The organism is Tardiphaga sp. 813_E8_N1_3 (assembly GCF_051811025.1).
GTDB lineage: Bacteria > Pseudomonadota > Alphaproteobacteria > Rhizobiales > Xanthobacteraceae > Tardiphaga.
Genome location: NZ_JBPWQE010000001.1, coordinates 4,360,954 through 4,384,773 on the forward strand (window position 1 = coordinate 4,360,954; position 23,820 = coordinate 4,384,773).

The window sequence follows — 23,820 nt, forward strand, 5'->3', positions numbered from 1 at the left end:
CCCGGAATGACAACGCTTGTTGCTTACTCGCCCCAGGCCGCGAACGCGTCGTTGAACGCGCGCTCGCCGGGCGAGCCCTTCTCGATGGCGATGATAGCGCGGCGCTGGTTGGCATAGACCAGCGGGATATCGAACCATGACCGCTCCTTCAGGAGCTGCAGGTTGCGCGCGCGATCGCTTTCGACATTGCTGAGACCGACCAGGAAGAAGCCGTCGGTGACCTTGACCGCGAGGCCCGCCAGCGGCGTGCCGCGCGCCTGCTCGTTCGACTTCATCAGCACGCCAGGGACATTGGCGATACCGCCGCCGGCGAAATCGGGCGGCAGCACGAAAGTGAGTTCGGCTGTATGGCTGGCGGGCAGCGACGTGTCGGTGTTGCGGCGGAACGACATGGTCATCTTGAACTTGCGTTCCGGAATCTCGATGTCCGCGCGTACGGCGATGTCGCCAGGCTTGCCGCCGGTGCCCTTGATCTGCTCGGTGCGCCAGACCACCGTGCCGACATATTGCCGGCCCTTCGGCTCGGCCGGATCCTCGTCATACAGAACGACGCGCTGCGCGACCGGCGCGATCTGATCCGACGACGACGGCTGACCGACGCGATCGGCGATTTTCGGCCGCGGCGCCAGCGGCGCATCCTTGTTGTCGGTGACGACGGGCGCCGAACCGCCGGCGAAACCGCGCACCATCTTGTTGATCGTCGGCCAGCCCAGAATCACGGCGCCGATCAGGATCATCACGATGCCGATGAGAAGCGCGGTCTTGAACGGGAAACCGCCGCTGACGCGCTTCGGCTTCGGAGGCTTGGGCGGCTTCGCCTTCTTGCCCTTGGAATCCTTGATGCGCGACGGCGGCACCTGCGACTCGTCGCCGGCCTGCTCGTCGTAAGCTGTCTCGTCGTAGCCGAAAGCCTCGCTACGCGCTTCCATGCTGGGTTCGAGACGATCGAATTCCGGCGTCGGCGACGGCACGTTGGCGTAGGTCTTGCGCGCCGCGCGGTTGGCCTGCGCAGCGGCGCGGCCGAGATCGTCGACATCGGCGGTGACGTCGCGGAAACCGCGCATCGCGGCATCGCCCTGGTCGCCGCGATCATTGCGGGCCGGCGGCGGCGTGTTGTTATCGGAGCGGCGCGGCGTGCCTGATCGTTCGCGGGTTGGCGGGCCGTTCGGATCCTGCGCGCCGGCATTGGGCGACTGCTGCTTTGGAATCGGCGGCGGATCGACGCGCAAGGTGCGCGGCGGACGCGGCTCTTCCGGGGCGCGCGGAGACGGCGTGATCGGCTGGCGGCCGCGCGGCGACGGTTCGGCCGGCGTGGCACCGGCACGCGGCCCGGCATTGCGGAAAGCATCGCCGGCGCGCGGCTTGCCGTCCGACGCAGGACGCGAAGCGTCGCGGGCACGCTGGGCGGCCTCGGACTCAACCTTGCGGACGGCCTCTTCGAGCGACAGCCGCTCGCGGGTGATCTCTGACTCGCTGAGCGGCGGCTCGACACTGCGCAACTGGGCAATCAGAGCCGTGCGGGCGCGCTCATAGAGCGCGCGCCGCTGCTCACCGGGAGCACTGGGGTCCAGTCCGGCGATGGCACGGGCGATCAACGGGTAGTAATCAGCCATCTCGACTCAATGTTGCGGGTGCATCAATTTGGAGGCTATCCGGTAACAGTCCGTTAAGCCTCGAACGGGTTTTGCACCAGAATAGTATCTTCGCGTTCCGGGCTCGTGGAAAGCAAAGCAATCGGGCAGCCCACCAGTTCCTCGATCCGGCGCACGTATTTGATCGCCTGCGCCGGCAGATCGGCCCAGGAACGGGCATTGGCGGTCGGCTCTTTCCAGCCTTCGATGGTCTCGTAGATCGGCTCGATCCGGGCCTGAGCACCCTCGCCGGCCGGCAGATAGTCGATCTCCTTGCCGTCCAGCTTGTAGCCGACGCAGACCTCGATGGTGTCGAAGCCGTCGAGAATATCGAGCTTGGTCAATGCCAGGCCGTTGATGCCGCAGGTGCGGACAGTCTGTCGCACCAGCACCGCATCGAACCAGCCGCAGCGGCGCTTGCGCCCGGTGTTGACGCCGAATTCCTTGCCGCGACGGCCGATCTCTTCGCCGATCTCGTTGAGCAATTCGGTCGGGAACGGACCTTGACCCACGCGCGTGGTGTAGGCCTTGCAGATGCCGAGCACATAGCCGACCGCGCCCGGGCCCATGCCGGTGCCGGTCGCTGCCTGTGCGGCCACGGTGTTGGACGAGGTGACATAGGGATAGGTGCCGTGATCGACATCGAGCAGCGCGCCCTGCGCACCCTCGAACAGGATCCGCTTGCCTTCGCGGCGCTTGCTGTCGAGCAGCCGCCAGACGGCCTCAGCATAGGGCAGCAGCACCGGCGCGAATGCGGAGAGCTCCTTCACGATGTCAGCCGTGTTGAATTCCGCGAGGCCGAGACCGCGGCGCAGCGCATTGTGATGCGTCAGCAGGCGATCGACCTTGTGCGGCAAGGTGGCGAGATCGGCGAGATCCATCAGACGGATGGCGCGACGGCCGACCTTGTCTTCATAGGCCGGGCCGATGCCGCGCTGGGTGGTGCCGATGGCGGTGGCCTTGTTGGCATTCTCTCTGAGCGCATCGAGCTCGCGGTGCAGCGGCAGGATCAGCGTGACGTTTTCGGCAACGCGCAGATTGTGCGGGCCGACATCGACGCCTTGGCCTCGGAGCTTGGCGACTTCATCGACGAAGGCCTGCGGGTCGAACACCACGCCATTGCCGATCACGGAGAGCTTGGACTGGCGCACAACGCCCGACGGCAGCAGCGCCAGCTTGTAGGTCTGGCCATTGATGACCAGCGTATGACCGGCATTGTGGCCGCCCTGATAGCGGGCGACGACATCCGCCTGGTCCGACAACCAGTCAACGATCTTGCCCTTACCCTCGTCGCCCCACTGGGCGCCGACGACGACAACATTGGCCATTTGGCGCTAGTCCTCTGAAAAATACACGCGTCGAGGCGTGATCAGCGCGGAAAACGGTCTGCCGTTTGCCGGATCACGCCCAGGCATCTGCCTAAACGCGGCCAATGATCTTGGTTACCCAAGTCTTCTAGGACGCTGTCTGCGATGCAAAACGGGAATAAAGGAAGCGCGGGGGGAAAACAAGCACGAACGCCCCGAAAATGGCCTCGTCGGCTCTATGCAAACCTTTGATATCCCCTGAAAATCCGGGGCGATGTGGCGAGATTGCGGCAGCGCTCGCAGCCCGATTGCTGAGAATGCCTCTCAATCTCACATGGTCGTGAGATGGGCCGTACCGACCGAAATCTGCCCTCGTTGTGCCGCTGCGTCGCCCTATATGGGTACCTCCGAGCGTTAATTACGCCGCTCGCCCGCAAACGTTGAACGGAATCGCCCGCCGCCCGCCTTACCGATGGGGCGTTCAGGAGTAACCAACATGACCCATTCAATCAGGCTGGCGGCAGCCATGGTTGCTGCGGCTTGCCTCTATGGAAGTGCTGCATCGGCGCAGCAGGCCGGCCCCGGCTGTACATCGAGCCAGTCGGCCGGTGGGCCGCAAAACCTGCGCTGCGGCGGCGTGACGATCATTGCTGAAAACGGCGCGCGCTTCACGCTGCTCGATCGCGACCGCAATGGCCGTGTCGACGGCGTCGACCTGCAAAGCAAGGCCGTTTTCATCGAGGCCTCCAAACAGAAAGCCGGCAAAACCTTCGAGGTGATGACACCGCAAGCGATTGCCGCGGTGCGTGGCACCAGATGGGCGGTGGACGCCGAGGGCAGCAAGACATCCGTCTTCGTCGAGACCGGTCGCGTCGGCGTCAGGCGCGTGACCGGCCCCGGCAGCGTGACCCTCGGCCCCGGTGAAGGTGTTGATGTCGATGCATCGGCGACGCCGCTCGAGATCAAGCGCTGGCCCGCGCCGCGTGTCGCCGCATTGATGGCAAGGCTTGGACGTTAACAAGGCTTGGGCGCTAACAAGGCCCGGATGTTGCCCGGCCCGGATACACAACGATGATGAAGGCCAGCAGATTGCAGACACCGCTCGCCATAGTCCTGGCGGGCGTGTGGGCGGCAGCGCTGGCCTTTGGTCACAACCGCGGCGACGTCGGCTTTCTCGACAGGTTAGAGGCGACACTGACCGACCTGCGCATCCAGATCCGCGGCGTGAAGAAGCCGCCCGATCTCGTCACCATCATCGCGATCGACGATCGGGTCGCGCGCGAACAAGGCAGCTATCCGCTGCCCCGCGCCACGCTGACCAAGATCATCGAGGAAATCGCACGCTACAAACCGAAAGTGCTCGCACTCGATCTGCTGCTGGTCGATGCCGGCGCCGCGGACACCGATGCCGCACTGGCACAGGCGCTTGGCAAAACCAATACCGTCATCGCCGCGGCGGCGCTGTTCAGCGAGTCCAAACAGACCGTGGCCACCAAGGAGGCCGGGCCTCTCGCCGACCTGCCAGTGGCGTCGGGATTTCTGCTGCCGCTGAAAGTCTTCGCCGATCAGGCCACGGTCGGCGTGGTCAATCTCAACACCGACAGCAGCGGCGTGCCGCGCTCGATGCCAATGCTGATGCGCTCGGCCGACCGCGTGATGGTGTCGATGCCACTGCGTGTCGCATCCGCTGCCTCGCGCGACGACACCCAGATTGGCGAGTATAATTTCTCCCTCGCCGGCACCCATGTCCCGACCGATGTCGGCCATTTGTTGCCGATGTCTTTCTATGGGCCACGCGGCACGATCCGGACGATCAGCGCATCGGAGGTTCTGGCGGGCAAACTTCGCCGCGCCGATGTCGAGGACCGCGTCGTAGCCATCGGCGTCACCGTCAGCGGCGGCGGCGATTTCTTCTCCACGCCGTTCGATCCGGTGATGCCCGGCGTCGAGGTCGTGTCCACCGCAATCACGCATCTGCTCGCCAAGGACACCTTGCTGCGCAATACATCCATACGGCTGTTCGATGCCGGCTTTGCGATCGTCCTGGCGATGCTCTGCATCGCCCTGCTCGCATGGCGGCGCAATGCCGTCGGCCTCATTGCGATCGTCGCCGTCGTCGCGCTGTGGGCCGTGATCAACACCGTTGCCTATGGCCATGGCATCTGGATGAGCGCTGCATTGCCACTGGCGGCGGCCGTGCCGCCAGCGATGGCGTTCGGCGCGCTGCAGATCTGGAGCAGCCGACGCAGCGTGCAGCATTTCGCCGCCCGCAGCGATCTGCTGCGCCAGTTCCAGGCGCCGGGCCTGCGCGACTGGCTGATCAAGAATCCGGACTACCTGTTGCAGCCGGTGCACCAGCATGCCGCCGTCGTCTTCATCGATCTCTCGCACTTTACGCGGCTCAGCGAGACGCTCGGCGCAGACGTGGTGCGCGACCTACTTAAGTCCTTCCATGCGCTGATCGATCAGGTGACCCTCGCCCATGGCGGCGTGGTGACAACCTTCATGGGCGACGGCGCGATGATCCTGTTCGGACTGCCTGTCGTGGCCGATGACGATGCCGCCCGTGCCGCGCGCTGCTGTATAGAACTCACGGCGCGCACAGGCGCATGGATGGCCGGTCTTCCGCCCGAGATCGCCAGCCAGATCGGATTCAAGATCGGCGCGCATTTCGGCGATATCGTCGCATCGCGTCTCGGCGGCGCCAGCTACCAGCACATCACCGCGACCGGCGATACCGTCAATGTCGCCAGCCGGCTCATGGAGGTCGCCGCAGGCCACGGCGCTGAAGTGGCCGTCAGCGACGAGCTGTTGCGTCGCGCCGGAGACGACTGCCCGATGCTGACCACCGGCACCCTGTCCGGCCCGACCGAGGTGCAGATCCGTGGCCGCAGTGGCGCGGTCAGCGCCTGGCTGTGGTGCGACGGAAGTGCCGCGCAAGCGGTGTCGACCTCCGCGTAAATCGAGCACGCGGCATCGCCGCGATTGAGCCGGAACCTGGTCTGGTCTGGCACGTTTGCTCGAAGACCTGTTACCGTACATCCGAACCGTATCTCCTTGCGGCCGTATTTCGTTGCAGCGTATTTTTGCGATCGGAGCCGCAGCTCCCGAGGTATTTGTGGATCAATCGTTAGGACCTATTCAGGACGCCAATTCGTTCTTGCGAAGTTTGCTCGCCGCATCGAGCGACTGCATCAAGGTTCTCGATTTCGACGGCAACCTCATCTTCATGACCGACGGTGGCCAGCGCATCATGGAGGTCACGGATTTCGGTGCGATCAAGGGCTGCCCATGGCCAGACTTTTGGCAGGGTCAGGGCAATATCGACGCCAAGGCGGCTGTAAGGGCCGCTCAGCTTGGGCGTACTGGACACTTCCAGGGTTACGCCAGCACGATGGCCGGCACGCCGAAATGGTGGGATGTCACCGTCACCGCCATTCCCGGCCCCGATGGAAAACCGCATCAACTGCTTTCGGTGTCGCGCGATATCACTGCATCGCGTGCCGTGGATGTGGCGCTGCAGGCAAGCGAAAGCCAGCTACGACTCGCCCTCGACGCCGCCGACACTGGAACCTGGGATCTGGACCCGCGCACCGGTGTGCTGCAATGGGATCGGCGCTGCTACGAATTGTTCGGCCTTGCCTTCGGCAAGCCGATCTCGTTCGACGTCTTCCTGCAAGGGCTTCATCCCGACGATCGCGACGTCACGGAGAAGGCGTGCCTAAACGCCATGATGGTGGACGGGCCGCAGGCCTATGACATCGAATACCGTACCATCGGTCTCGATGACGGCATCGAGCGCTGGTGTTCTGCCAAAGGCAGGGCTGAATTCGAGAATGGCGTCGTTACGCGCTTCATCGGCACCATTCGCGACATCGGTAAACTGAAACGTGCCGAGACACAGCAGCAATTGCTGACGCGCGAACTCGAACATCGCATGAAGAACACCATGGCCATGGTCGGCGCCATCGCCAGTCAGACATTCCGTACCGCAGCGACCAAGGAAGAGGCTCGGACCATTTTCGATGCGCGCCTCTCGGCACTTAACCAGGCGCATGATATCCTGACGGCATCGAACTGGACCAGCGCGTCGATGCCCACTGTGATCGATGGCGCGCTGGCGCCGCATCGAACGGGCCAAAAGCGCATTCGCATCTCGGGCCCCGAGGTGGAACTGACGGCCAAGCAGGCACTGTCGCTGGCGCTCGCCCTGCATGAACTCGCAACCAATGCCGCAAAGTATGGTGCATTGTCCGTTCCGGACGGAACGATCGATATCGACTGGGCTTGTCACACCGGCAGCGACGGGCCGGCGTTAGGTTTCGCATGGCGCGAATCCGGCGGCCCCGTCGTCGCCCCTCCGACGCGACGTGGATTTGGCTCACGACTGATCGAAGGCACGCTGTCAGCCGACTTCGGCAGTTCCGTCAAAATCGAATTCTTGCCCGAAGGACTCACATGTCGGTTCGAAACCAGATTGAGCGAGCTGGCTTCGGTACCCGACGAAAGGTGGCACCAATTTTGATGGCAGCACTCCCAGATCCCAACGCGCGTGACATGCAGCGGCCTGCCGTCCTCATCGTCGAGGACGAGCCTCTGCTCCGCATTCACGCCGCCGACATCGTCGAGGAAGCCGGCTTCATCGCTATCGAGGCCAACAATGCCGACGAAGCCGTGCGAATTCTCGAGAGCCGCAACGATATCGTGCTGCTGTTCACCGACGTACAGATGCCCGGCAGCATGGACGGGTTGAAGCTTGCGCATGCGGTGCGCAACCGCTGGCCACCGATCAAGATCGTCATCGTGTCCGGCCATTTGCAGGTCGCGCAGAACGATCTACCTCACGATAGTCGCTTTTTCGGCAAGCCGTTCGAGACGACGAAGATGATTGCGGAACTGCGCGCGTTGATCGGCTAGAGCCGGCGCTATTGGACGGGTTGCTCGCCCAAGATGGCGCGATCGATGGCGTCGATCACGTTCTGAATCTCGACAAACTTCATGCGAGCCCGTTCCGCATTGTCGCGATTGAAAGGTGCGGCAAGAACTTTCGCATGCGCATCGCGGTCATCCACCATGCGCAAGCGAGCTGCCTTGAGCGTATCCAGACGTTCACTCATCGTGGGTTCATCTCTTGGTCGGACGCCGAAACACGGCAAAAACAACGAAGCCCGCCGGTGAGGATCACCAACGGGCTTCATCTACTCCAAATATCATGCGCTTGAGCGCAATATGTCGATCAGCAGATCCCAGTACATCCGTGGTAATCGGCCGATCTTCAATCTCAGATGGCGCGCAGATCTTCCGCGCTGGTCTTGCCGCGCATCTTGTCAGCCTTGGCTTCGAAAGAAACCTTCTGGCCTTCATTGAGCGAACCCAATCCGGCCCGTTCGACTGCACTGATGTGAACGAACACATCCTGGCCGCCGTCATCAGGCTGAATGAAACCGAAACCCTTGGTCGCGTTGAACCACTTAACTGTACCGACTGTCATAACTATTCTCCAAGATGCGCGAATGCGCGAGACCTACGCGACATCGCGTGAGCCCGATCCGATATCAACGATGTCTTGGGGAATGGAGCCGATACCGGCGCGGTCAACAAGGCAGAGCATATATTCGAATAGGCACAATATAGGTGATACTCATCTAATTAGCAAGGCCAATGATCACCAGGCTGATTTCACACGTCTTTGACGCAGTGAAGGGGCACGCGCGTGAACACACCAAAGCCACGATTGCCGGTTCTGGCCGAACTCCGCTTCGCCGAGCGACGGCGAGAATTCGACGGCCTCGACCTCGCGGAACGTTTCGCGCTGATCTACCGCACCAACCTGTGGGGTGCAGAAACCTCCCAATCCGGTCTCGGCTCTGAATTGGACGCGACATCATGGCTGCGACGAGAGCTGTCGCAGCTTCTGAAGCGCCTCGAGATAACAACACTCCTGGACCTGCCCTGCGGCGACTTCACCTGGATGGCGCAGATGGGTCTCGGCAGCATCGCCTATCTCGGCGCCGACATCGTGCCCGATATCGTTGCAACCAACGCCGCCCGTTACGGGCGTCCGGGCCATATCGAGTTCCGCCAGCTCGATCTCGTCAGCGACCCCCTCCCCGCTGTCGACCTGGTGCTGTGCCGCGACTGCCTAGTGCATTTGTCATTCGCCAACATCAACCGCGCCATCGCCAACCTGAAACGCTCCGGTGCCCGCTGGCTGCTGACCACGACATTCCCCGACGCATCAGCCAATCGCGACATCGATGACGGCGACTGGCGCGTGCTGAACATGCAGCAGGCGCCATTCCTGTTTCCTACGCCTGAGGCGGTGATCAACGAAGGCTGTACGGAAGCCGGCGGCGACTATGCCGACAAGTCGCTGGGGCTGTGGCGTGTGGAAGATCTGCCCGGAGAGGCGTGAAGTTGTACCAACAGAAGAGCGAGGGACGCATGGATAACAACAGTTCCGATGAAACAGGAAAGACACTGGTCGAACAATTGGACGGACGCAGCTTTGTCACGACGGACAACGCACACGGCCTGTCGACCGCCGCAACGACGTTCCAATACGCAAGCGATGGCGCGACCGTGACCGGCAGTTACCATGGCGGCCACATTTCTGTCGGGCAGATCGTGGGGAAAAGCACCAGCCCGGACACAATCGAATTACTGTTTCAATGTTTAACCACGGATGGCCAGCTTCTCAGCGGCCAATCGTCCGGACGGGTAGCCCGCAATCATGACGGCCTTCTGACCATCGACTTCGATTGGTCCTGGCTGACGGGCGATCGATCCGGTGGCACGTCGCACTACATCCAAGTCAACGGTAACGACACAGACAATATGCCGTAGCGCCTCTCACAGCTAAACGGCGATGCGGCCCTGCGATACCGGCACACAACGGCCGGAAATGCGAACGCTCTCGACATGCCCGTCGCGCTTTCGCACCTCGACCTCAATGAGGCTGCGGCGCCCCATCTCGACACCCTGCTCGATGGTGATGCCACAGGTCGCATCGCGGCGCGGATCCAGAGTAACAAGATAGGCCGCGAGCGCCGCAGAGGCGCTCCCGGTGGCGGGATCTTCGGGGACGTTGTCGAGCGGCGCGAACATCCGCGCACGCAAGTGATCGAAACCATCGCCGATGCGGACATAGATGAAGGCCGAGAAACGATCGTCGGGAGACCGATGCTTCTGCTCGGCCTCCTCGAAAGCCGTTGTGTTCGGCCGCGCGGACGCCAGCGCATCGAGACTGCCCAGTTCGGCCACCGCGAAAGGCAGACCAACGGACACCATGCGCGGCCCGTGCGTTGACGTGACGATGGCATCGGACGCGAGTGATATGCAGGCGGCCATCATGTCACGATTAATCTCACCCTGCATCGTGAGTGACTGCGGCGCGACGAAGCCGGTGCCGACAATCGCGCCACCATCGCGCAAGAGATCGAGATGGACGAGGCCCGCCTTCTCTTCGAACACCATGTGATCGCCGACAGGCTTGCCGAAGGCCGTGCCCTGGCGGCCAAGCACGAAGGCGGTGCCGACATTGGGATGACCGGCAAACGGAATCTCATCGGTCGGCGTGAAGATGCGAACACGTGCGGTATGTGCGGGATCATCCGGCGGAAACACGAAGGTCGTTTCCGAATAGTTGAACTCGGTGGCGATCTTCTGCAGCAGCGCATCGTCGATGCCGCGCGCGTCCGGAACGACCGCCAGCGGATTGCCGCCGAAACGCTGGTCCGTGAACACATCCACGGTGACATAGTCGATCATCCTGTAGCCCTCACCATTCCGTTACCGCCGGTATCGCCGACGTAACAGTCGGCGCCAAGCCCACGTATTCATAGCCATAAACCTAGGTATGCCAGTTGCACACCACCGTCCGATTCACCCCTGCCTCGCCATCCCGTAAATCGGATAATGTCATGCCGATCCGCTCCCGTTCGAGCTGACCGGCGCGAGCCCGTCAAGTGCAACATCCATGCTTCCCTTGTCCCTCCGGCCGAAACAATCGCCGGGCAACCGAATGGTGATATCATGCTGATGAACTCCCTCTCCAAGACAACGCTGCGTGCGGTGCTGATGGCGACCATGTGCCTGCTGACGGCACCGATGGCGCAAGCTGCGACCGCAGCGCCCGTTAAAGCCAAGAACGTGGTGCTCGTGCACGGCGCCTGGGCCGACGGATCGAGCTGGGCCGGCGTCATTCCGCTGTTGCAGAAGGCAGGCCTGCATGTGACTGCCGTGCAAAATCCGCTGAGCTCGCTGGACGACTCCAATGCTGCGACGCGCCGCGCTCTGGCCCTGCAGGACGGTCCGACCGTCCTCGTCGCGCATTCCTGGGGCGGCACCGTGATCAGTGACGTCGGCACCGACCCGAAGGTCTCGGCGCTGGTCTATGTCGCCGCCCGCGCGCCGGACGCCAATGAGGACTTCGTTGCGCTGTCGGGCAAATTCCCGACGGGCGAGGTTCGCGCCGGCATCCAGACCAATGACGGCTACACGCAGCTCTCCGAAGACGCCTTCCTGAAATATTTCGCCAATGGCGTTCCGCGCAAACAGGCCGAAGTGCTCTATGCCGTGCAGGGCTCGACCGCGGCGTCGATCTTTGCAGGACGCACCAAAGCAGCGGCCTGGCACGACAAGCCATCATTCTATGCAGTCTCGAAGCAGGACAAGACCATCAATCCCGATCTTGAACGCTTCCTCGCCAAGCGCATGAATGCGACGACGATCGAGCTCAATGCAGGCCATCTCTCGCTGGTCTCGCATCCCAAGGAAGTCGCCGACCTGATCCTCGCAGCCGCAGGCGTCAAGAAGTAAAGCTGTCCCTTCCCCTTTACTGCGCGCGCCGGGTGTTATCCGGCGCGCATCGCTTCCATCGATTCTACAATCATGACGCAGATCCGCGTCGCAACAGGAGGACGTCCCATGTTCTCACGGAGAGATCTCATGGCAGCAACAGCATCGGGTATCGTGATGACCGCCGCAGCGTCCGCACAGGCCGCGACATTCGGCAATCCGGATCTGCCGCCGCAGGGCGCGATCAACGCCAAGGGACCGAACAATCTGAGCGATCCCGGCCCGCAGAATCCCATCATCGCCGGCCAGTTTCCATCATCGCAATTGCCGCCAGCGACCGATGTCGGCGGCATGGCGCTGCCCTGGGCCACGTTCAACAATGCGCCGCGCCGCATCCAGAACGGCGGCTGGGCACGGCAGGTGACGCAAGCAGACTTTGCGATCTCGACCACGATCTCGGGCGTCAATATGCGGCTCACCGCCGGTGGCATCCGCGAGATGCATTGGCACCAGGCCGGCGAATGGGCGATCATGACTTACGGCTCGTGCCGGGTGACCGTGCTCGACAATCAGGGCCGGCCTTACGTCGCCGATGTCAACGCGGGGGACCTCTGGTATTTCCCGTCCGGCGCGCCGCATTCGTTGCAGGGCCTCGGCCCCGATGGCTGTGAATTCGTGATCTGCTTCGATGACGGCCAGGCCAACGAGTTCAATACCCTACTGCTGTCGGACTGGATCGCACACACACCGCCGGAAATCCTCGCCAAGAATTTCGGTGTGCCGGTCGAAAGCTTCGCGAAAATCCCGCTGCAAAATCTCTGGATCTTCCAGGGCACGGTGCCCGGTTCACTCGCGGCCGATCAGGCCTCGTCCTATCGCGATGCGGATGTCGCGCTCTATCCGTTCACCTATTCGCTGGGATCGTCCAAGCCGGTCAAATCGACACGCAACGGCGAGATCCGGATTGCCGACACCAGCAACTTCACTGCTTCGGCCACGATCGCGGTGGCACTCGTGACGGTCAAGCCCGGCGGCATGCGCGAGATGCACTGGCATCCGAATGCCGACGAGTGGCAGTATTATCTCGCGGGCCGCGCGCGAATGACCCTGTTCAATTCCGGACCGAACGCCACCACCATCGACTTCACAGCGGGCGATGTCGGCTACGTCAAACGCAACTTCGGCCACTATATCGAGAACACTGGCGACACCGACCTGCAATTCATCGAGGTGTTCCGCACGGCACATTACGAGGAAGTGTCGCTCTCCGACTGGCTGACGCACACGCCGCCGGCTCTCGTCGCACAGCACCTCAACGTGGCGCCGGAGGTCATCGCCAAATGGCCACGCCGGGCGCCAGGCATCATGCCGGCCTGACGCTGCAAGACCGCACGGGAGTCTCAGGACTTCCCGTGCCTTTCGGCGATCAACCGCCCGACTGTCCGTCGATTTCGACATCGACACCTTCATAGTTCTTGCCGCGAAGACTGACCTTGTCGCCATCGAATGACAGTGTCCATTTCCGCGACAGTTCGCTCGCGCCGATATTGATCCGCTCGACTTCGAACGCGTGATCATCCAGCCACCGTCCCTTCACGGCAAGCGGCCCATAGGGTGTGTCCTTTCCCTTGCGATACAATCCGTCGAGCCCGATAGGGCCGCTGATCATCTCGGGCGGCCGCGCCGAATTGCGGCTGTAGAGTTCGAAATCATAATGCGGGTTCGGGCCGACCAGTGTCAGCGTCAGCGATTTCACGCCCAGCGGATTGCGGGCGAACGCATAGGTCTTGCCCGAGACCGTCGATGCGATCTCTGGCGTCGGTCCGACCTCTGACGGCTTCTCTGTCGATATGGCGCGGATGGCGCTCGCCAGTAGTTCTGTGCCGGCCGTGTCCGGCTGTATTGCAGTCTCGGATTTGATAGATGCCGCGATGGACGGCAGGAGAGCCGTCACGGCGCAGCCGTTTCTGCCTGTTGTCACCGCCACGAGATCCAGCGCTGGATAGACCACGATCAGCTGACAATGATAGCCACTCGCCCAATAGACGTTGCTGTCGGGAAGAGCCCAGAAGAAATTCGAATAGCGCCAGGCCGGAGCAAATGAGAGGTGCATGTCCACCGTGGCGTGGTTCACCTTGTCGATCCAGCCCCGCGGCACCAGCGGTTTACCCTCCCACTCGCCATTGCGCAGATAGAGATAGCCGAACTTCGCCATATCGCGCGGGTGCAGCGCCAGACCGTATCCGCCGGTCGAGACGCCCTGCGGATCGCGCCGCCATTTCCATGCCGTGATACCCAGCGGGCCGAACAGCCTCGCCTTGGCGTAATCCTCCGCGCTCATCCCCGTTACCTTGGTAAGGATCGCGGAGAGCAGATGTGGATTGCCGCTATCGTAATTGAAGCCGTCTCCGGGCATCGCGGCCATCTGTCGATTGAGGATGAACTCGATCCAGTTCCGGCTTCGCTCCATGTCGATCACCGACAGCGGCGGCCCTTCGCCGAGCCCCTCCTCCCACGTCAGTCCGGAGGTCATATCCAGCAGACCTTGAAGCGTGATTGCTTTCTTTCTGTCATCGAGGTTGAGGATACTGCGCTCGCCGAAGAATGGCAGCGCCGGCTGATCGGTGCCCGTCAGCAGACCATCCTTCAAGGCGAATGACGTCAGCGTGCCGATCACGGCCTTGGTGACGGAGTTGACCACGTGAGGCATGTCCGCGCTGTACGGCGCGTAATACGCATCCAGTACGATCTTGCCGTGGCGCACGATCAGAATGCTGTCCATGCTCTGACGAGCACCGGACTCAACCAGCCTGGCGAGCGCTGCCGGGTCCACGCCCTGCTCTTCCGGCGTGGATGTCTGCCAGCCCTGGGTCGGCCACACGACGGCCCGTCCCTCCTCTGCGATGACGCCCGCACTGCAAAACGCGACGGCGAACATGCCCAGGCCGAGCACATGCTTCAGAACGGGAATTCGTGAAGATCGCATGACAGCCTCGCTGTGAGTTTTAACGCTGCGCGAGGACCATATCTCCAGCTACAGATTGTTCAACCGAATTGCAGCTTCATTCCGTCCGCGGCCTACAGGTGCGCCATCGCCTACACGGCAACAGGAACAAGCTTCGCGACGGCGCTGAGCAAATCGGTCTGGGTGATCAGCCCCTGAATCATGCGGTCCTGATCGACGATGATGACGGCGTGCGTTCGTCCATCGGTCAGCGTCGGCAGCAAGGTCACAGCGGGCGTCTGCATCGTTGCCGTAGCTGCGGGCGACATGGATTTTCCGACATCGCCCGATTCTTTCATCAGCTCGCGGAGGCCGACCGTTCCGACGAGCTGTCCCTGCATGCCCAGGACAGGGAGCGTGCGGACACTGTGCAAGAGCAGTCGCGAGCGGGCCAGTTCGGCACTATCCCGCAATCCGACCGTGACGACATCGCGCGACATGATGTCTCCGCACAGGATCGTGCCGTGCGAGCGCAACATGGCTTGCAGTTCGACCTGTCGCAGCAACGTCTCAAGATCGTCGGGGCTGATATCGAAGGTCTCGCTGAGCGCTTCCAGCGCCTTGTCGATATCCTCGGCGCGAAAGCCGACCCGCAATTCCGGGCTGATATCAGATGTCTGATGCGGATTTGCTGATGGCACCGGCGCCCTGTGAGGATAGGTCCGCCGCGAGATCTTGTGGAACAGATAGCCCAGCCCGACCAGAAGCACCGAGTTCAGGCCGACGGGCACGAATGGAAACAGATAGCCCGACGCGGTCACGATCGGCCCGCCGATGATGGCCGTCAGCGCCGTCGCGCCGCCGGGCGGATGCAGGCAGCGCGCAAAGGACATCGCCGCGATGGCCAGCGATACGCCGAAGCCGATCGCCAGGATCTGATCGGGAATGAGATGCGCGACAGCAACGCCGATCAGAGCCGAGATGGTATTGCCGCCGACGATCGCCCATGGCTGCGCCAGCGGGCTGGTGGGAACCGCAAAGAGCAGAACAGCGGAAGCGCCCAGCGGCGCCACGATCAGCGGCAGGCTGGAGCTGTTGCCCAACACAGATCGGCAGATCAATCCCGTGAGCACAATGCCCAGCAGTGCGCCCAGGCAAGCGATCATGCGCTCGCCAAGCCGTGCGCCCGCCAGGATGGGGACGAACAGCCGAATACCTGACCTGCGAGGAGAAACGTCGCTCGAAACGTCCTTTGGGTCTTTTCTTTTTGTCATTGAATCGGGACCAACGCGCGGCTCTGCCAGAATGGCGGACGCCCCCTTTGATCACCATGTGCAGGCGCCTGCAATGTTGAATACGACACGCGGGCCTGACGATCCCGATCTGGCAGAGCTATCCTTGCTCGGCTACAACGGCACGGCCATTCGCCCGAACGCGCCCCATCAGGAGGGCGCGACGGCGATCTCAAGGGAGGACCCATGGCCCGCATCGACTACAGCGATCCCGCCACAGCCAGCGAACGCACCCGCGAGATCCTCGGCAAGAACCGCAATGCCAACATCTTCCGCATGATGGCGCATTCGCCGAGCTACCTCGAACAATATTGCCGGCTCGGCGGCGCCATCCGCAACAAGGGCGAGCTCGATCCCGTCATCCGCGAACTGGCGATCACCCGCACCGGCATTCTCTGCGAGGCGCCTTATGAAGTCGCCGCACACAAGCGCATCGGCGGCTATGTCGGCGTATCAGACGAACAGAATGCCGCGCTGCATGACTGGCAGGCGGCGAGCTGTTTCACCGACGTGCAGCGCGCGGCGCTGGCTTTCACCGACGAGATCGTTGCACTGCATCGCCCGACCGACGCGACGTTCAAGGCCATCGCGGCACATCTGACACCCGGCGGGCTGGTGGAATTACAGCTCTCGGTCGGCTTCTACATCATGACCTCGAAATTCCTCGAAAGTTTTGCTATCGACATGCAGCTCGTGTCCGAGGTCGTCTGACTTCACCACCCTCTTGAGCGTTCCAATTCCCTTGAGTCTGACATGTCGAAAACCACCCGCGCCACGCAGACGCTGAGCAAGCTCGGCACCGCGTTCACCCTGCATACCTACGACTACGATCCGCATGCCGAGAGTATCGGCCTGCAGGCAGCGGAAGCGCTTGGCATTGCGCCGCAACGCATGCTGAAGACGCTGATGGCCGAGGTGGATGGCAAGCCGGTCTGCGTCGTGGTGCCCTCCGACAAGGAGGTCAGCATGAAGAAGCTCGCCGGAGCGTTTCACGGTAAGAGCGCAAAGATGATGCGCCCGGCCGATGCCGAACGCATGACCGGTTATCACGTCGGCGGTATCAGCCCGTTCGGACAGAAGAAGCGCGTGCCCGTCGCCATAGAACAGGCGGCATTGTCGGAAAATACGGTCTATCTCAATGGCGGCCAGCGCGGGCTGCAGATCGAGATTGCCCCGGAGGCCGCGCGTGCAGCGCTGGATGCGATGGCAGCCACACTGACGGACTGATGCGCATCACCGCTGTTTGAAGCTCGGGTATGCCGGTGTGATCACGATCCACTGTCACAGGCGGGAACAGCAATGTAGGCTGCGCATTATCGACGTCGTACTTTTTGCAAAGGGAGAATCGACATGCGCTCAATCCTGGCAGCAGCTGCATTTCTGGTCGTGATGGGCGCCACGCCCTCCATGGCCCGCGAATATCCATGGTGCTCGCGCACCTCGGCCACCGGCTTCAATCCGAGCTGTACGTTCACCTCCTATAACCAGTGCATGGCCACCGTGAGCGGCCAGCGCGGCGACTGCATGCAGAACCCGATGCTGGCCTATGGCGACCAGCGCCGCGGCAGCCGCGCGATGCGTGGCCAGCAGGACGGTTGGGACAATGGATGGAATAACGGCTGGAACAACAACTGGGATCGGCGCTGGTAGCCTCATAGGCCAACGACGGATGAGCCGAAGGCGTAATCCGTCGCTGGCGTTGCGGTGCCGGAGACGTGGCGGATTGCGCTTCGCTCATCCGCCACACTTTCTCATGTCACTTCCGGCAATAAACCCATGCCGCAATCGCGATCGGCAGCCCGACGCCGAACCACGCAAAATAGCGGCCGGGATCGCCGGCGAGCAGCGCCGACAACAAGCCTGCCAGCGATAAGACGCCGATGACGATCGGCGCGCCGAACACGCGCCACCAGCTCGCTCTATGCTGCGGCACCTCGCTCATGGCGGCCGTCCGAGCGCTGCCGCGGCACCCGCAGAGAGCCGCGCCCCGCGCCTGACTTTGCTGCGCTTGACTGCCCACAGATACAGCCCGCTACCCAGCACGATGACGGTGAAGACAGTGAGCAGCGCCCAGATGATCTTCAGCGGCATGCCGCCATAGTCGCCGAAATGCAGCGGCTGCGAGACGAGCACGGCCTTCAGATAGGTCGGCAGCTCGCTGGTGTCGGACACCTCGCCGGTCTCGCCATCGAGCAGCACAGGTTTCACCAGCCGCGAGGTCAACGGCGTATCGCCGCGCAGAAAGACGGCAAAGTGATGCGTCGACGTGAACGGCGTGCCGGGGAATGCGATGAAGGCTGGATCCATGCCGGGCGTCGTCTTCATGGCATTGCCGAGCACCTTGTCCAGCGACGCGAGCTGCGTCGGCGTCGGCTTGCCGGCATAGGGCGCGGCCATGGCCGCCAGTTCATTACGCTGCCAGATGCCGAGCATGACTTCGGCATAGGCGTTGATAACACCGGTGCCGCCGACCACCAGCGCCCACACAATGGTGACCACGCCGAGCAGGTTGTGCCAGTCGAGCCACAAAACCCGGCGCGATTTCTGTTTGCGGATCGCTGCGAAATTCAGCCGGCGGGTAAACGGCCAATACAGTACCACGCCGGAGATGATGGCGATCATGAAGAGGAAGCCCATGACGCCCATGAACCACTTGCCGGGAAGACCGAGATACATGTCGGTATGCAGCCGCAGCATCACCAGCATCGGGCCGGTGCCGAGCAAACCCACCGACTTCGCCGTATAGGCATCGAACGCTTTCACCACCGTGGTCTGCGGATCGGAGGTCACCGACGTGTTGGTGAAGGTCGAGACCATGCCGGGCTCGTCCTTGTCCCAGGCCATATAAAGCAACACACTGCCGGGATGATCCGCGATCGCCGCGCGGCCGATGGCATCCAGGCCGAGCTGCGCCGCACCGGGCGCATGCACATCCATCTTCGGCGCATAGCCGAGCGCCTCGTCGATCTCGTGATGAAAGATCAACGGCAGGCCGGTGAGGCACAGCAGAAGCAGGAAGACAGTGGAGACAAGGCTGGTCCATTTGTGGACCAGCGACCATATGCGAGCCGTACGCGCTTTCAGGGGATCGCTCCTTCTTCATTCGCCAGGCCGAAATAGCCAATGTCGTCCCCGGCAAGCCGGAGACGACATTGGCCGATCATTTTGACGTGGCGACCGTGCGGCGAGCGCTACGGGCATCGACCTATTGTCGTGCCGGCTTGCTCGCCCCTACCGTTACCACTTGTAGCCGATGCTGCCCGTGATGCGGCGGCGATCACCGTAGAAGCAGGCATTCGCGGTCGAGCAGTTCGCGACATAGATCTCGTCGGTCACGTTGTTGGCGTTCACCGCGAAGCGCCAGTTCTGCCAGTCGTAGTGCACAGCGAGATCACCCAAAATTCGCGACGGCACTCCCAACGTATTTGCCTGATCGGCGAAAGACGAACCGATATAACGCACGCCACCGCCGAAGCCGAAGCCGCGCAGCCAGCCATCCTGGAACGTATAGTCGGCCCAGCCGGATGCCACCTGCTGTGGCGTATTCGTCGGCGTCTTGCCGATCAGCGTTGGATCGAAGTCCTTGCTGACGAACAGATGGTAGTGGGTGAACGATCCGAGCACCTTGAAGCCTGGCGCCAGATTGGCCACAGCCTCGAGTTCGATACCGCGCGACGTCACTTCGCCGCTCTGGGTCGGAATCAGCACGCTGGTGGGATCGGTCGTGAGCGCATTCTGCCGCTTCAGGTCGAAATAGGCGAAGCCGAAATGACCGTCGAAGCCGACCGGTTGAAACTTCACACCGACCTCGGTCTGTTGACCCGTCTCCGGCAGCAGTAGCTGTCCCGAACCATTGACCCCGATCACCGGATTGAAGCTGGTTGCATAGGAGATATAGGGCGCAAGGCCGTTGTCGAAATTGTAGATCAGGCCGGCGCGCCCACTGAACTTGCCGGTATCGCGGCTCAGCGAAGGGGTGCCGGCAATACGGCTGATGTCGCTGGTATCGACCCAGTCGTTGCGGCCGGACAACACCAAGGTGAAGCGGTCGAGCTTGATCTGGTCCTGCAAATAGACGCCCAGCTGCTGCTGAGTAAGCTGACTGTCGCGATAGGGAGCAGCCGTCAACGGCGCAGCACCGGTATAGACGGGATTGAGTACGTTGATCGGCGGTACGCCACCCGCGAAAGCTTGGGTGTCGCTAATCGAGTAGTATTTCAGGTCAAGACCGAACAGCGTGGTGTGGCTGAGGATGCCGGTGTTGAATCGGTACTCGACCTGGCTGTCCATCTGCGCCTGGTTGGCGATGCCGCGTGTGCCGAACGGAAAACGGGCGAGATCGCCGGTTGTCGGGTTGGCATAGCCGCTACCGGTGACGCCGGTGTAGTTGACGTCGACATGGGCGAAGCGCGCGTTCTGACGGAAGGTCACGCTATCCGACAGCTTGCGCTCGAACTGGTAGCCGAGCATTTCCTGCTCGCGCTTGAACTTGTCGAAGTTCGGTTCGCCGCCGAAGAAGCTGGTGGGGATACGGCCGAACGGGCCATTGGTGACCGTGCCGACATAGGGCAGGAACTGGGCGGCGCGGGTTTCGTTATACGACGCCGAAGCGAGGATCGTCAGCGTGGTATCGACGTCCGGCTTCCAGGTCACCGACGGCGCGATGAAGTAGTTGTTGTTCGGCGTGAAGTCGGTCTGCGTTCCGCCGTTCTGCACCTGGCCAACGACGCGCGTGTAGAGTTCGCCATTGCCCGCCGCCAACTTGATCGGCGTGTTGATGTCGAAACCAATATAGGCGTTGCCAAAATTGTCGACACCGGTCTCGATGTAGCGGATCGGCTCGGCCTGCGGCGTCTTGCTGATGACGTTTACAATGCCGCTCGGGCTGGAGCCGCCATACAGGATCGCCGACGGGCCGCGCAGGATTTCGACGCGCTCCATGTTGGAGGGCTGCAGCTTCCAGCTAGCATAAGACGTGTAGAACAGCTGCATGCCGTCGAGAAACACGCTGTTGTCGTCGGACTTGAAACCGCGGATCAGAAACCAGTCGTTGCGGAAGTCGGAGCCGAAGGTGCCGGCCAGCACGCCCGGCGCATAGCGCAGGACGTCGTCGAAGCTGCGAGGCTTCTGATCACGGATCTGCTCCGCACCGATGACCGAGATCGCCTGCGGCGTCTCGTTGATCGCCGTGTTGGTCTTCGTACCGGTGGAGCTGCGATTGGCGACATAGCCCTGAATCGGACCGCGCGGACTTTCGACGAATACGTTACTGCGCGGGGGCTGCGCCACCGGACGCGGCGCGACGGCCGTGCGGGCGCGCGGCGTCCGGCTCGGAGCGGCCGTCGCACGGCGACGCTGCTGCGGTTGATTGACGACCACGGGTGGCAGCGGCTGCGCGCCGGTCTGCGTGGAACTTGACTGCGCCAGCGACGTATCGAGCGTGACGACGCTGAGCGCGCAGACCGACGACAAAAGTGCGAAACGCGACAGACGAATATTGTTGTTCAAGGTGATCCCCGAAATCTCATCCGCATCGACATATTCGATAGCGGACGCCCGCATGTGATGGATCGGGGTTAAAGGGACGGCGGCGTCACCGCCAATAGAAGCGTTCCAAACAACAAGCATTCTGCGGCAGTGTGACAACACTGCCGCAGAATGAAATGGTTCTAAATTCAGCGGGTATTTTTCTCAGCGAGATGCGAGCAAGGCGCGACGATTATTTCTGCCCGGAAATAATCGGGACGCCTTCGCGCATGCGATTCTTTCGCGGTGGATAGTTACGCCGCGCGCACCGAGCGCAGGAAGTTCCCGACCTCATGCTTCAGTCGCGTGCTTTCGCTCGACAGTGACTGCGCTGCGGACAGAACCTGCGACGAGGCGGAGCCTGCTTCTTCGACACCGCGCTGCACGTCGGTGATGTTCGAACTCACCTGCATCGTGCCTGCTGCGGCCTGCTGCACGTTGCGCGAAATCTCCTGCGTGGTGGCGCCCTGCTCTTCAACGGCCGATGCGATGGCGGACGCGATCTCCGACATCTGGCCGATGGTGGTCGAGATTTCCCTGATGGCCGAGACCGAATCCTCGGTCGCCTTCTGGATGCCGCTGACCTGCTGGCTGATTTCACCGGTGGCTTTCGCGGTCTGCTCGGCCAGCGCTTTCACTTCCGCGGCAACCACCGCAAAGCCGCGACCGGCCTCGCCAGCGCGCGCGGCCTCGATGGTCGCGTTGAGCGCGAGCAGATTGGTCTGGCCCGCGATATTGTTGATCAGCTCGACGACATCGCCAATGCGTGCCGCGGCCGTCGCCAGTTCGCCGACGCGGTTGTTGGTGTTGTCAGCCTGCGCAACGGCCTCGCTCGCAATGCGCGCAGCGCCCTGCACCTGGCGGCTGATCTCGTGCACCGACGACGACATCTCCTCGGTGGCGGATGCAACCGACTGCACATTGGTCGCGGCTTCTTCCGATGCCGCCGACACAGCGACCGCCAAAGCCTGCGAGCGATCCGATGTTGCCGTCAATGTGGTAGCCGAACCTTCCAGTTCCTTCGAGGCAGCCGACACGGTCTCGACGATCTGGCCGACGGCACCCTCAAAATCCGCGGCGAGCTTCATCATATCCGCCTTGCGCTGTTCAGCCGTGCGGCTCTCCGTGGCGATCTGCTCGGTCTTCATGCGTTCGACTTCGAGGCTCCCAGCCTTGAACACGCCGAGCGCCGTCATGATCTCGCCGATCTCGTCGCGGCGCGCTGTCGCCGGAATATCGACGGACAGATCGCCCTTCGCCAAACGGTTCATGGTAGCGATGCTTGCCTTCAACGGACGCACCACGCTGCTACGCGCCACAACATAGCTGACAACGATGGCGAGCAGCATCACACCGAGCGTCGCATAGATAATGGTCCAGAGCGTGTCGTTGGCGGTTTCGAGAAACTCGACCTTCTTGATGCCCACATAGAGAATGCCGATCACATTGCGGCTGGCGTCGAAGATCGGATCATAGACGGTCATATACGGCTCGCCGAGGATGGCCACTTCACCACGGAACGCGGTCTTGCCGGTGAAGACGGCGTCATAGGCCGGCCCTTTCGCCAGCTGCGTGCCGATGGCACGCGTGCCATCGGGCTTCATCACATTGGTCGAGATGCGGGTATCATTCATGAAGATCGTGGCGGTGCCCCCGACCAGCGTCTTGATCTTGTCGACCGCTGCGAAATTGCCGTTCAGCGGCTTGCCGTCCGCAAGCAGCTTGCCATCCGCGATGCTGTACTTGTCACCGCTCTCGCGCAGCACGTTCCAGGCGACGCGCATGTTGGTCTCAACCCGCTCCGTCGCGGATTTGGCGGCGCCCTGTTCGAGCACATATTTGGCGACCAATGTGACGCAGACGCCGAGGATGAGAATGCCGGAGACCGTCATCAACATGATGCGCGGGCCAAGACCGAGACCCCGGCGACGGCCGGATTTGGGTTGGGAGTCGGACAACGACATTGCAATCTCCTGTCGGGCACCGACCCCTCGGTCGTGCGCTCAAAGCCGAACGGTTCCAGTCCCCTCACTGCACAACGTCGATGAGGTATCCGGCCCGCAATTCAGAGAACAAGTTCCATTATTGAGATTCACTTCTACCCGGAAGCCATTGGGAAGCCGTTAATGTTCGCCTGGCGGAATGGTATAATTGTCTGATTTTGTGTGCTTTTCGGCATCTGAGTACCTGAATCGAGGCTCATTTACTGCGCCCATTCGACACATGTACCGATGCTCGCTCCCTGCCGCGCATGGACGCCGCGCGCCAGCGTGCCTTGTGCCACCCGGCGAACTGCCGCCTATGGAAGGCTGCATTGACCA

At 62.2% G+C, this 23,820-nt stretch carries 22 protein-coding genes; 11 read left to right on the plus strand and 11 right to left on the minus strand.

All coding sequences use genetic code 11. From position 1 onward, the window contains the following. Positions 1–23 precede the first annotated feature (23 nt). Complete coding sequence (locus AB8A33_RS20630; protein ID WP_439094458.1) at positions 24–1,613, minus strand: hypothetical protein; 1,590 nt, start codon at positions 1,611–1,613, stop codon at positions 24–26. A 53-nt stretch (positions 1,614–1,666) separates the two neighbouring features. Further along, a complete protein-coding gene (locus AB8A33_RS20635) occupies positions 1,667–2,959 on the minus strand; it encodes an adenylosuccinate synthase (RefSeq protein WP_089261652.1) in 1,293 nt (430 codons plus the stop codon). 475 nt (positions 2,960–3,434) lie between these two features. Here AB8A33_RS20635 and AB8A33_RS20640 point away from each other — a divergent pair, with 475 nt between their 5' ends. The 4 genes from AB8A33_RS20640 (at position 3,435) to AB8A33_RS20655 (ending at position 7,855) form a co-directional block, all read left to right on the plus strand. Further along, positions 3,435–3,956, plus strand: a complete 522-nt coding sequence (locus tag AB8A33_RS20640) for a FecR domain-containing protein (protein WP_439094460.1) — start codon at positions 3,435–3,437, stop codon at positions 3,954–3,956. Between the two features lie 53 nt (positions 3,957–4,009). Continuing rightward, complete coding sequence (locus tag AB8A33_RS20645; protein ID WP_439094462.1) at positions 4,010–5,899, plus strand: CHASE2 domain-containing protein; 1,890 nt, start codon at positions 4,010–4,012, stop codon at positions 5,897–5,899. Positions 5,900–6,098: 199 nt separating this feature from the next. Continuing rightward, positions 6,099–7,463 carry an HWE histidine kinase domain-containing protein gene (locus tag AB8A33_RS20650; protein ID WP_439094463.1) on the plus strand — a complete coding sequence of 455 codons (1,365 nt, stop codon included), beginning with the start codon at positions 6,099–6,101 and terminating at the stop codon, positions 7,461–7,463. Continuing rightward, the gene (locus AB8A33_RS20655) at positions 7,463–7,855 is read left to right on the plus strand and encodes a response regulator (RefSeq protein ID WP_320447070.1); all 393 of its coding nucleotides are present in this window, start codon (positions 7,463–7,465) and stop codon (positions 7,853–7,855) included. Before AB8A33_RS20650 ends, AB8A33_RS20655 begins: the two co-directional genes overlap by 1 nt. Positions 7,856–7,863: 8 nt before the next feature. Here AB8A33_RS20655 and AB8A33_RS20660 read toward each other — a convergent pair whose 3' ends face one another. Together AB8A33_RS20660 and AB8A33_RS20665 are read right to left on the minus strand one after the other, a co-directional pair. After that, positions 7,864–8,055 carry a hypothetical protein gene (locus AB8A33_RS20660; RefSeq protein WP_439094465.1) on the minus strand — a complete coding sequence of 64 codons (192 nt, stop codon included), beginning with the start codon at positions 8,053–8,055 and terminating at the stop codon, positions 7,864–7,866. A gap of 164 nt (positions 8,056–8,219) precedes the next feature. Then, positions 8,220–8,429 carry a cold-shock protein gene (locus AB8A33_RS20665; protein WP_092138872.1) on the minus strand — a complete coding sequence of 70 codons (210 nt, stop codon included), beginning with the start codon at positions 8,427–8,429 and terminating at the stop codon, positions 8,220–8,222. Between the two features lie 222 nt (positions 8,430–8,651). Between AB8A33_RS20665 and AB8A33_RS20670 the strand changes: the two genes are divergently transcribed. Both AB8A33_RS20670 and AB8A33_RS20675 read left to right on the plus strand, forming a co-directional pair. Beyond that, positions 8,652–9,353 (plus strand): class I SAM-dependent methyltransferase, encoded by a 702-nt coding sequence (locus AB8A33_RS20670; RefSeq protein ID WP_439094467.1) that lies wholly within the window; start codon positions 8,652–8,654, stop codon positions 9,351–9,353. A 29-nt stretch (positions 9,354–9,382) separates the two neighbouring features. Then, positions 9,383–9,784: a hypothetical protein gene (locus AB8A33_RS20675; protein ID WP_439094468.1), complete on the plus strand. Its 402-nt coding sequence runs from the start codon at positions 9,383–9,385 to the stop codon at positions 9,782–9,784. A gap of 12 nt (positions 9,785–9,796) precedes the next feature. Here AB8A33_RS20675 and AB8A33_RS20680 read toward each other — a convergent pair whose 3' ends face one another. Next, positions 9,797–10,708, minus strand: a complete 912-nt coding sequence (locus AB8A33_RS20680) for a PhzF family phenazine biosynthesis protein (RefSeq protein WP_439094470.1) — start codon at positions 10,706–10,708, stop codon at positions 9,797–9,799. A gap of 264 nt (positions 10,709–10,972) precedes the next feature. On the opposite strand from AB8A33_RS20680, the gene AB8A33_RS20685 reads away from it, so the two are divergent. Next, on the plus strand, positions 10,973–11,758 hold the full coding sequence (locus tag AB8A33_RS20685) for an alpha/beta fold hydrolase (RefSeq protein ID WP_439094471.1): 786 nt from the start codon (positions 10,973–10,975) through the stop codon (positions 11,756–11,758). 108 nt (positions 11,759–11,866) lie between these two features. Continuing rightward, positions 11,867–13,114 carry a cupin domain-containing protein gene (locus AB8A33_RS20690; protein WP_439094473.1) on the plus strand — a complete coding sequence of 416 codons (1,248 nt, stop codon included), beginning with the start codon at positions 11,867–11,869 and terminating at the stop codon, positions 13,112–13,114. A gap of 49 nt (positions 13,115–13,163) precedes the next feature. Here AB8A33_RS20690 and AB8A33_RS20695 read toward each other — a convergent pair whose 3' ends face one another. Both AB8A33_RS20695 and AB8A33_RS20700 read right to left on the minus strand, forming a co-directional pair. Beyond that, a complete protein-coding gene (locus AB8A33_RS20695) occupies positions 13,164–14,723 on the minus strand; it encodes a serine hydrolase domain-containing protein (RefSeq protein ID WP_439094474.1) in 1,560 nt (519 codons plus the stop codon). A 110-nt stretch (positions 14,724–14,833) separates the two neighbouring features. Next, positions 14,834–15,955, minus strand: a complete 1,122-nt coding sequence (locus AB8A33_RS20700) for an HPP family protein (protein WP_439094476.1) — start codon at positions 15,953–15,955, stop codon at positions 14,834–14,836. A gap of 204 nt (positions 15,956–16,159) precedes the next feature. Between AB8A33_RS20700 and AB8A33_RS20705 the strand changes: the two genes are divergently transcribed. From AB8A33_RS20705 to AB8A33_RS20715, 3 genes are all read left to right on the plus strand, one after another. Further along, positions 16,160–16,684 (plus strand): carboxymuconolactone decarboxylase family protein, encoded by a 525-nt coding sequence (locus AB8A33_RS20705; RefSeq protein ID WP_439094477.1) that lies wholly within the window; start codon positions 16,160–16,162, stop codon positions 16,682–16,684. Positions 16,685–16,726: 42 nt separating this feature from the next. Further along, positions 16,727–17,200 carry a Cys-tRNA(Pro) deacylase gene (ybaK, locus tag AB8A33_RS20710; RefSeq protein ID WP_439094479.1) on the plus strand — a complete coding sequence of 158 codons (474 nt, stop codon included), beginning with the start codon at positions 16,727–16,729 and terminating at the stop codon, positions 17,198–17,200. A gap of 123 nt (positions 17,201–17,323) precedes the next feature. Continuing rightward, positions 17,324–17,623: a DUF3551 domain-containing protein gene (locus AB8A33_RS20715; protein WP_439094481.1), complete on the plus strand. Its 300-nt coding sequence runs from the start codon at positions 17,324–17,326 to the stop codon at positions 17,621–17,623. Between the two features lie 106 nt (positions 17,624–17,729). Here AB8A33_RS20715 and AB8A33_RS20720 read toward each other — a convergent pair whose 3' ends face one another. From AB8A33_RS20720 to AB8A33_RS20735, 4 genes are all read right to left on the minus strand, one after another. After that, entirely contained in the window at positions 17,730–17,915 is a 186-nt protein-coding gene (locus AB8A33_RS20720) for a hypothetical protein (RefSeq protein ID WP_439094483.1), read from the minus strand. Continuing rightward, positions 17,912–19,057: a PepSY-associated TM helix domain-containing protein gene (locus tag AB8A33_RS20725; RefSeq protein ID WP_439095996.1), complete on the minus strand. Its 1,146-nt coding sequence runs from the start codon at positions 19,055–19,057 to the stop codon at positions 17,912–17,914. Before AB8A33_RS20725 ends, AB8A33_RS20720 begins: the two co-directional genes overlap by 4 nt. Before the next feature lie 153 nt (positions 19,058–19,210). Continuing rightward, a complete protein-coding gene (locus tag AB8A33_RS20730; protein WP_439094485.1) occupies positions 19,211–21,535 on the minus strand; it encodes a TonB-dependent siderophore receptor in 2,325 nt (774 codons plus the stop codon). 218 nt (positions 21,536–21,753) lie between these two features. After that, a complete protein-coding gene (locus AB8A33_RS20735; protein WP_439094487.1) occupies positions 21,754–23,463 on the minus strand; it encodes a methyl-accepting chemotaxis protein in 1,710 nt (569 codons plus the stop codon). Positions 23,464–23,820 lie beyond the last annotated feature (357 nt).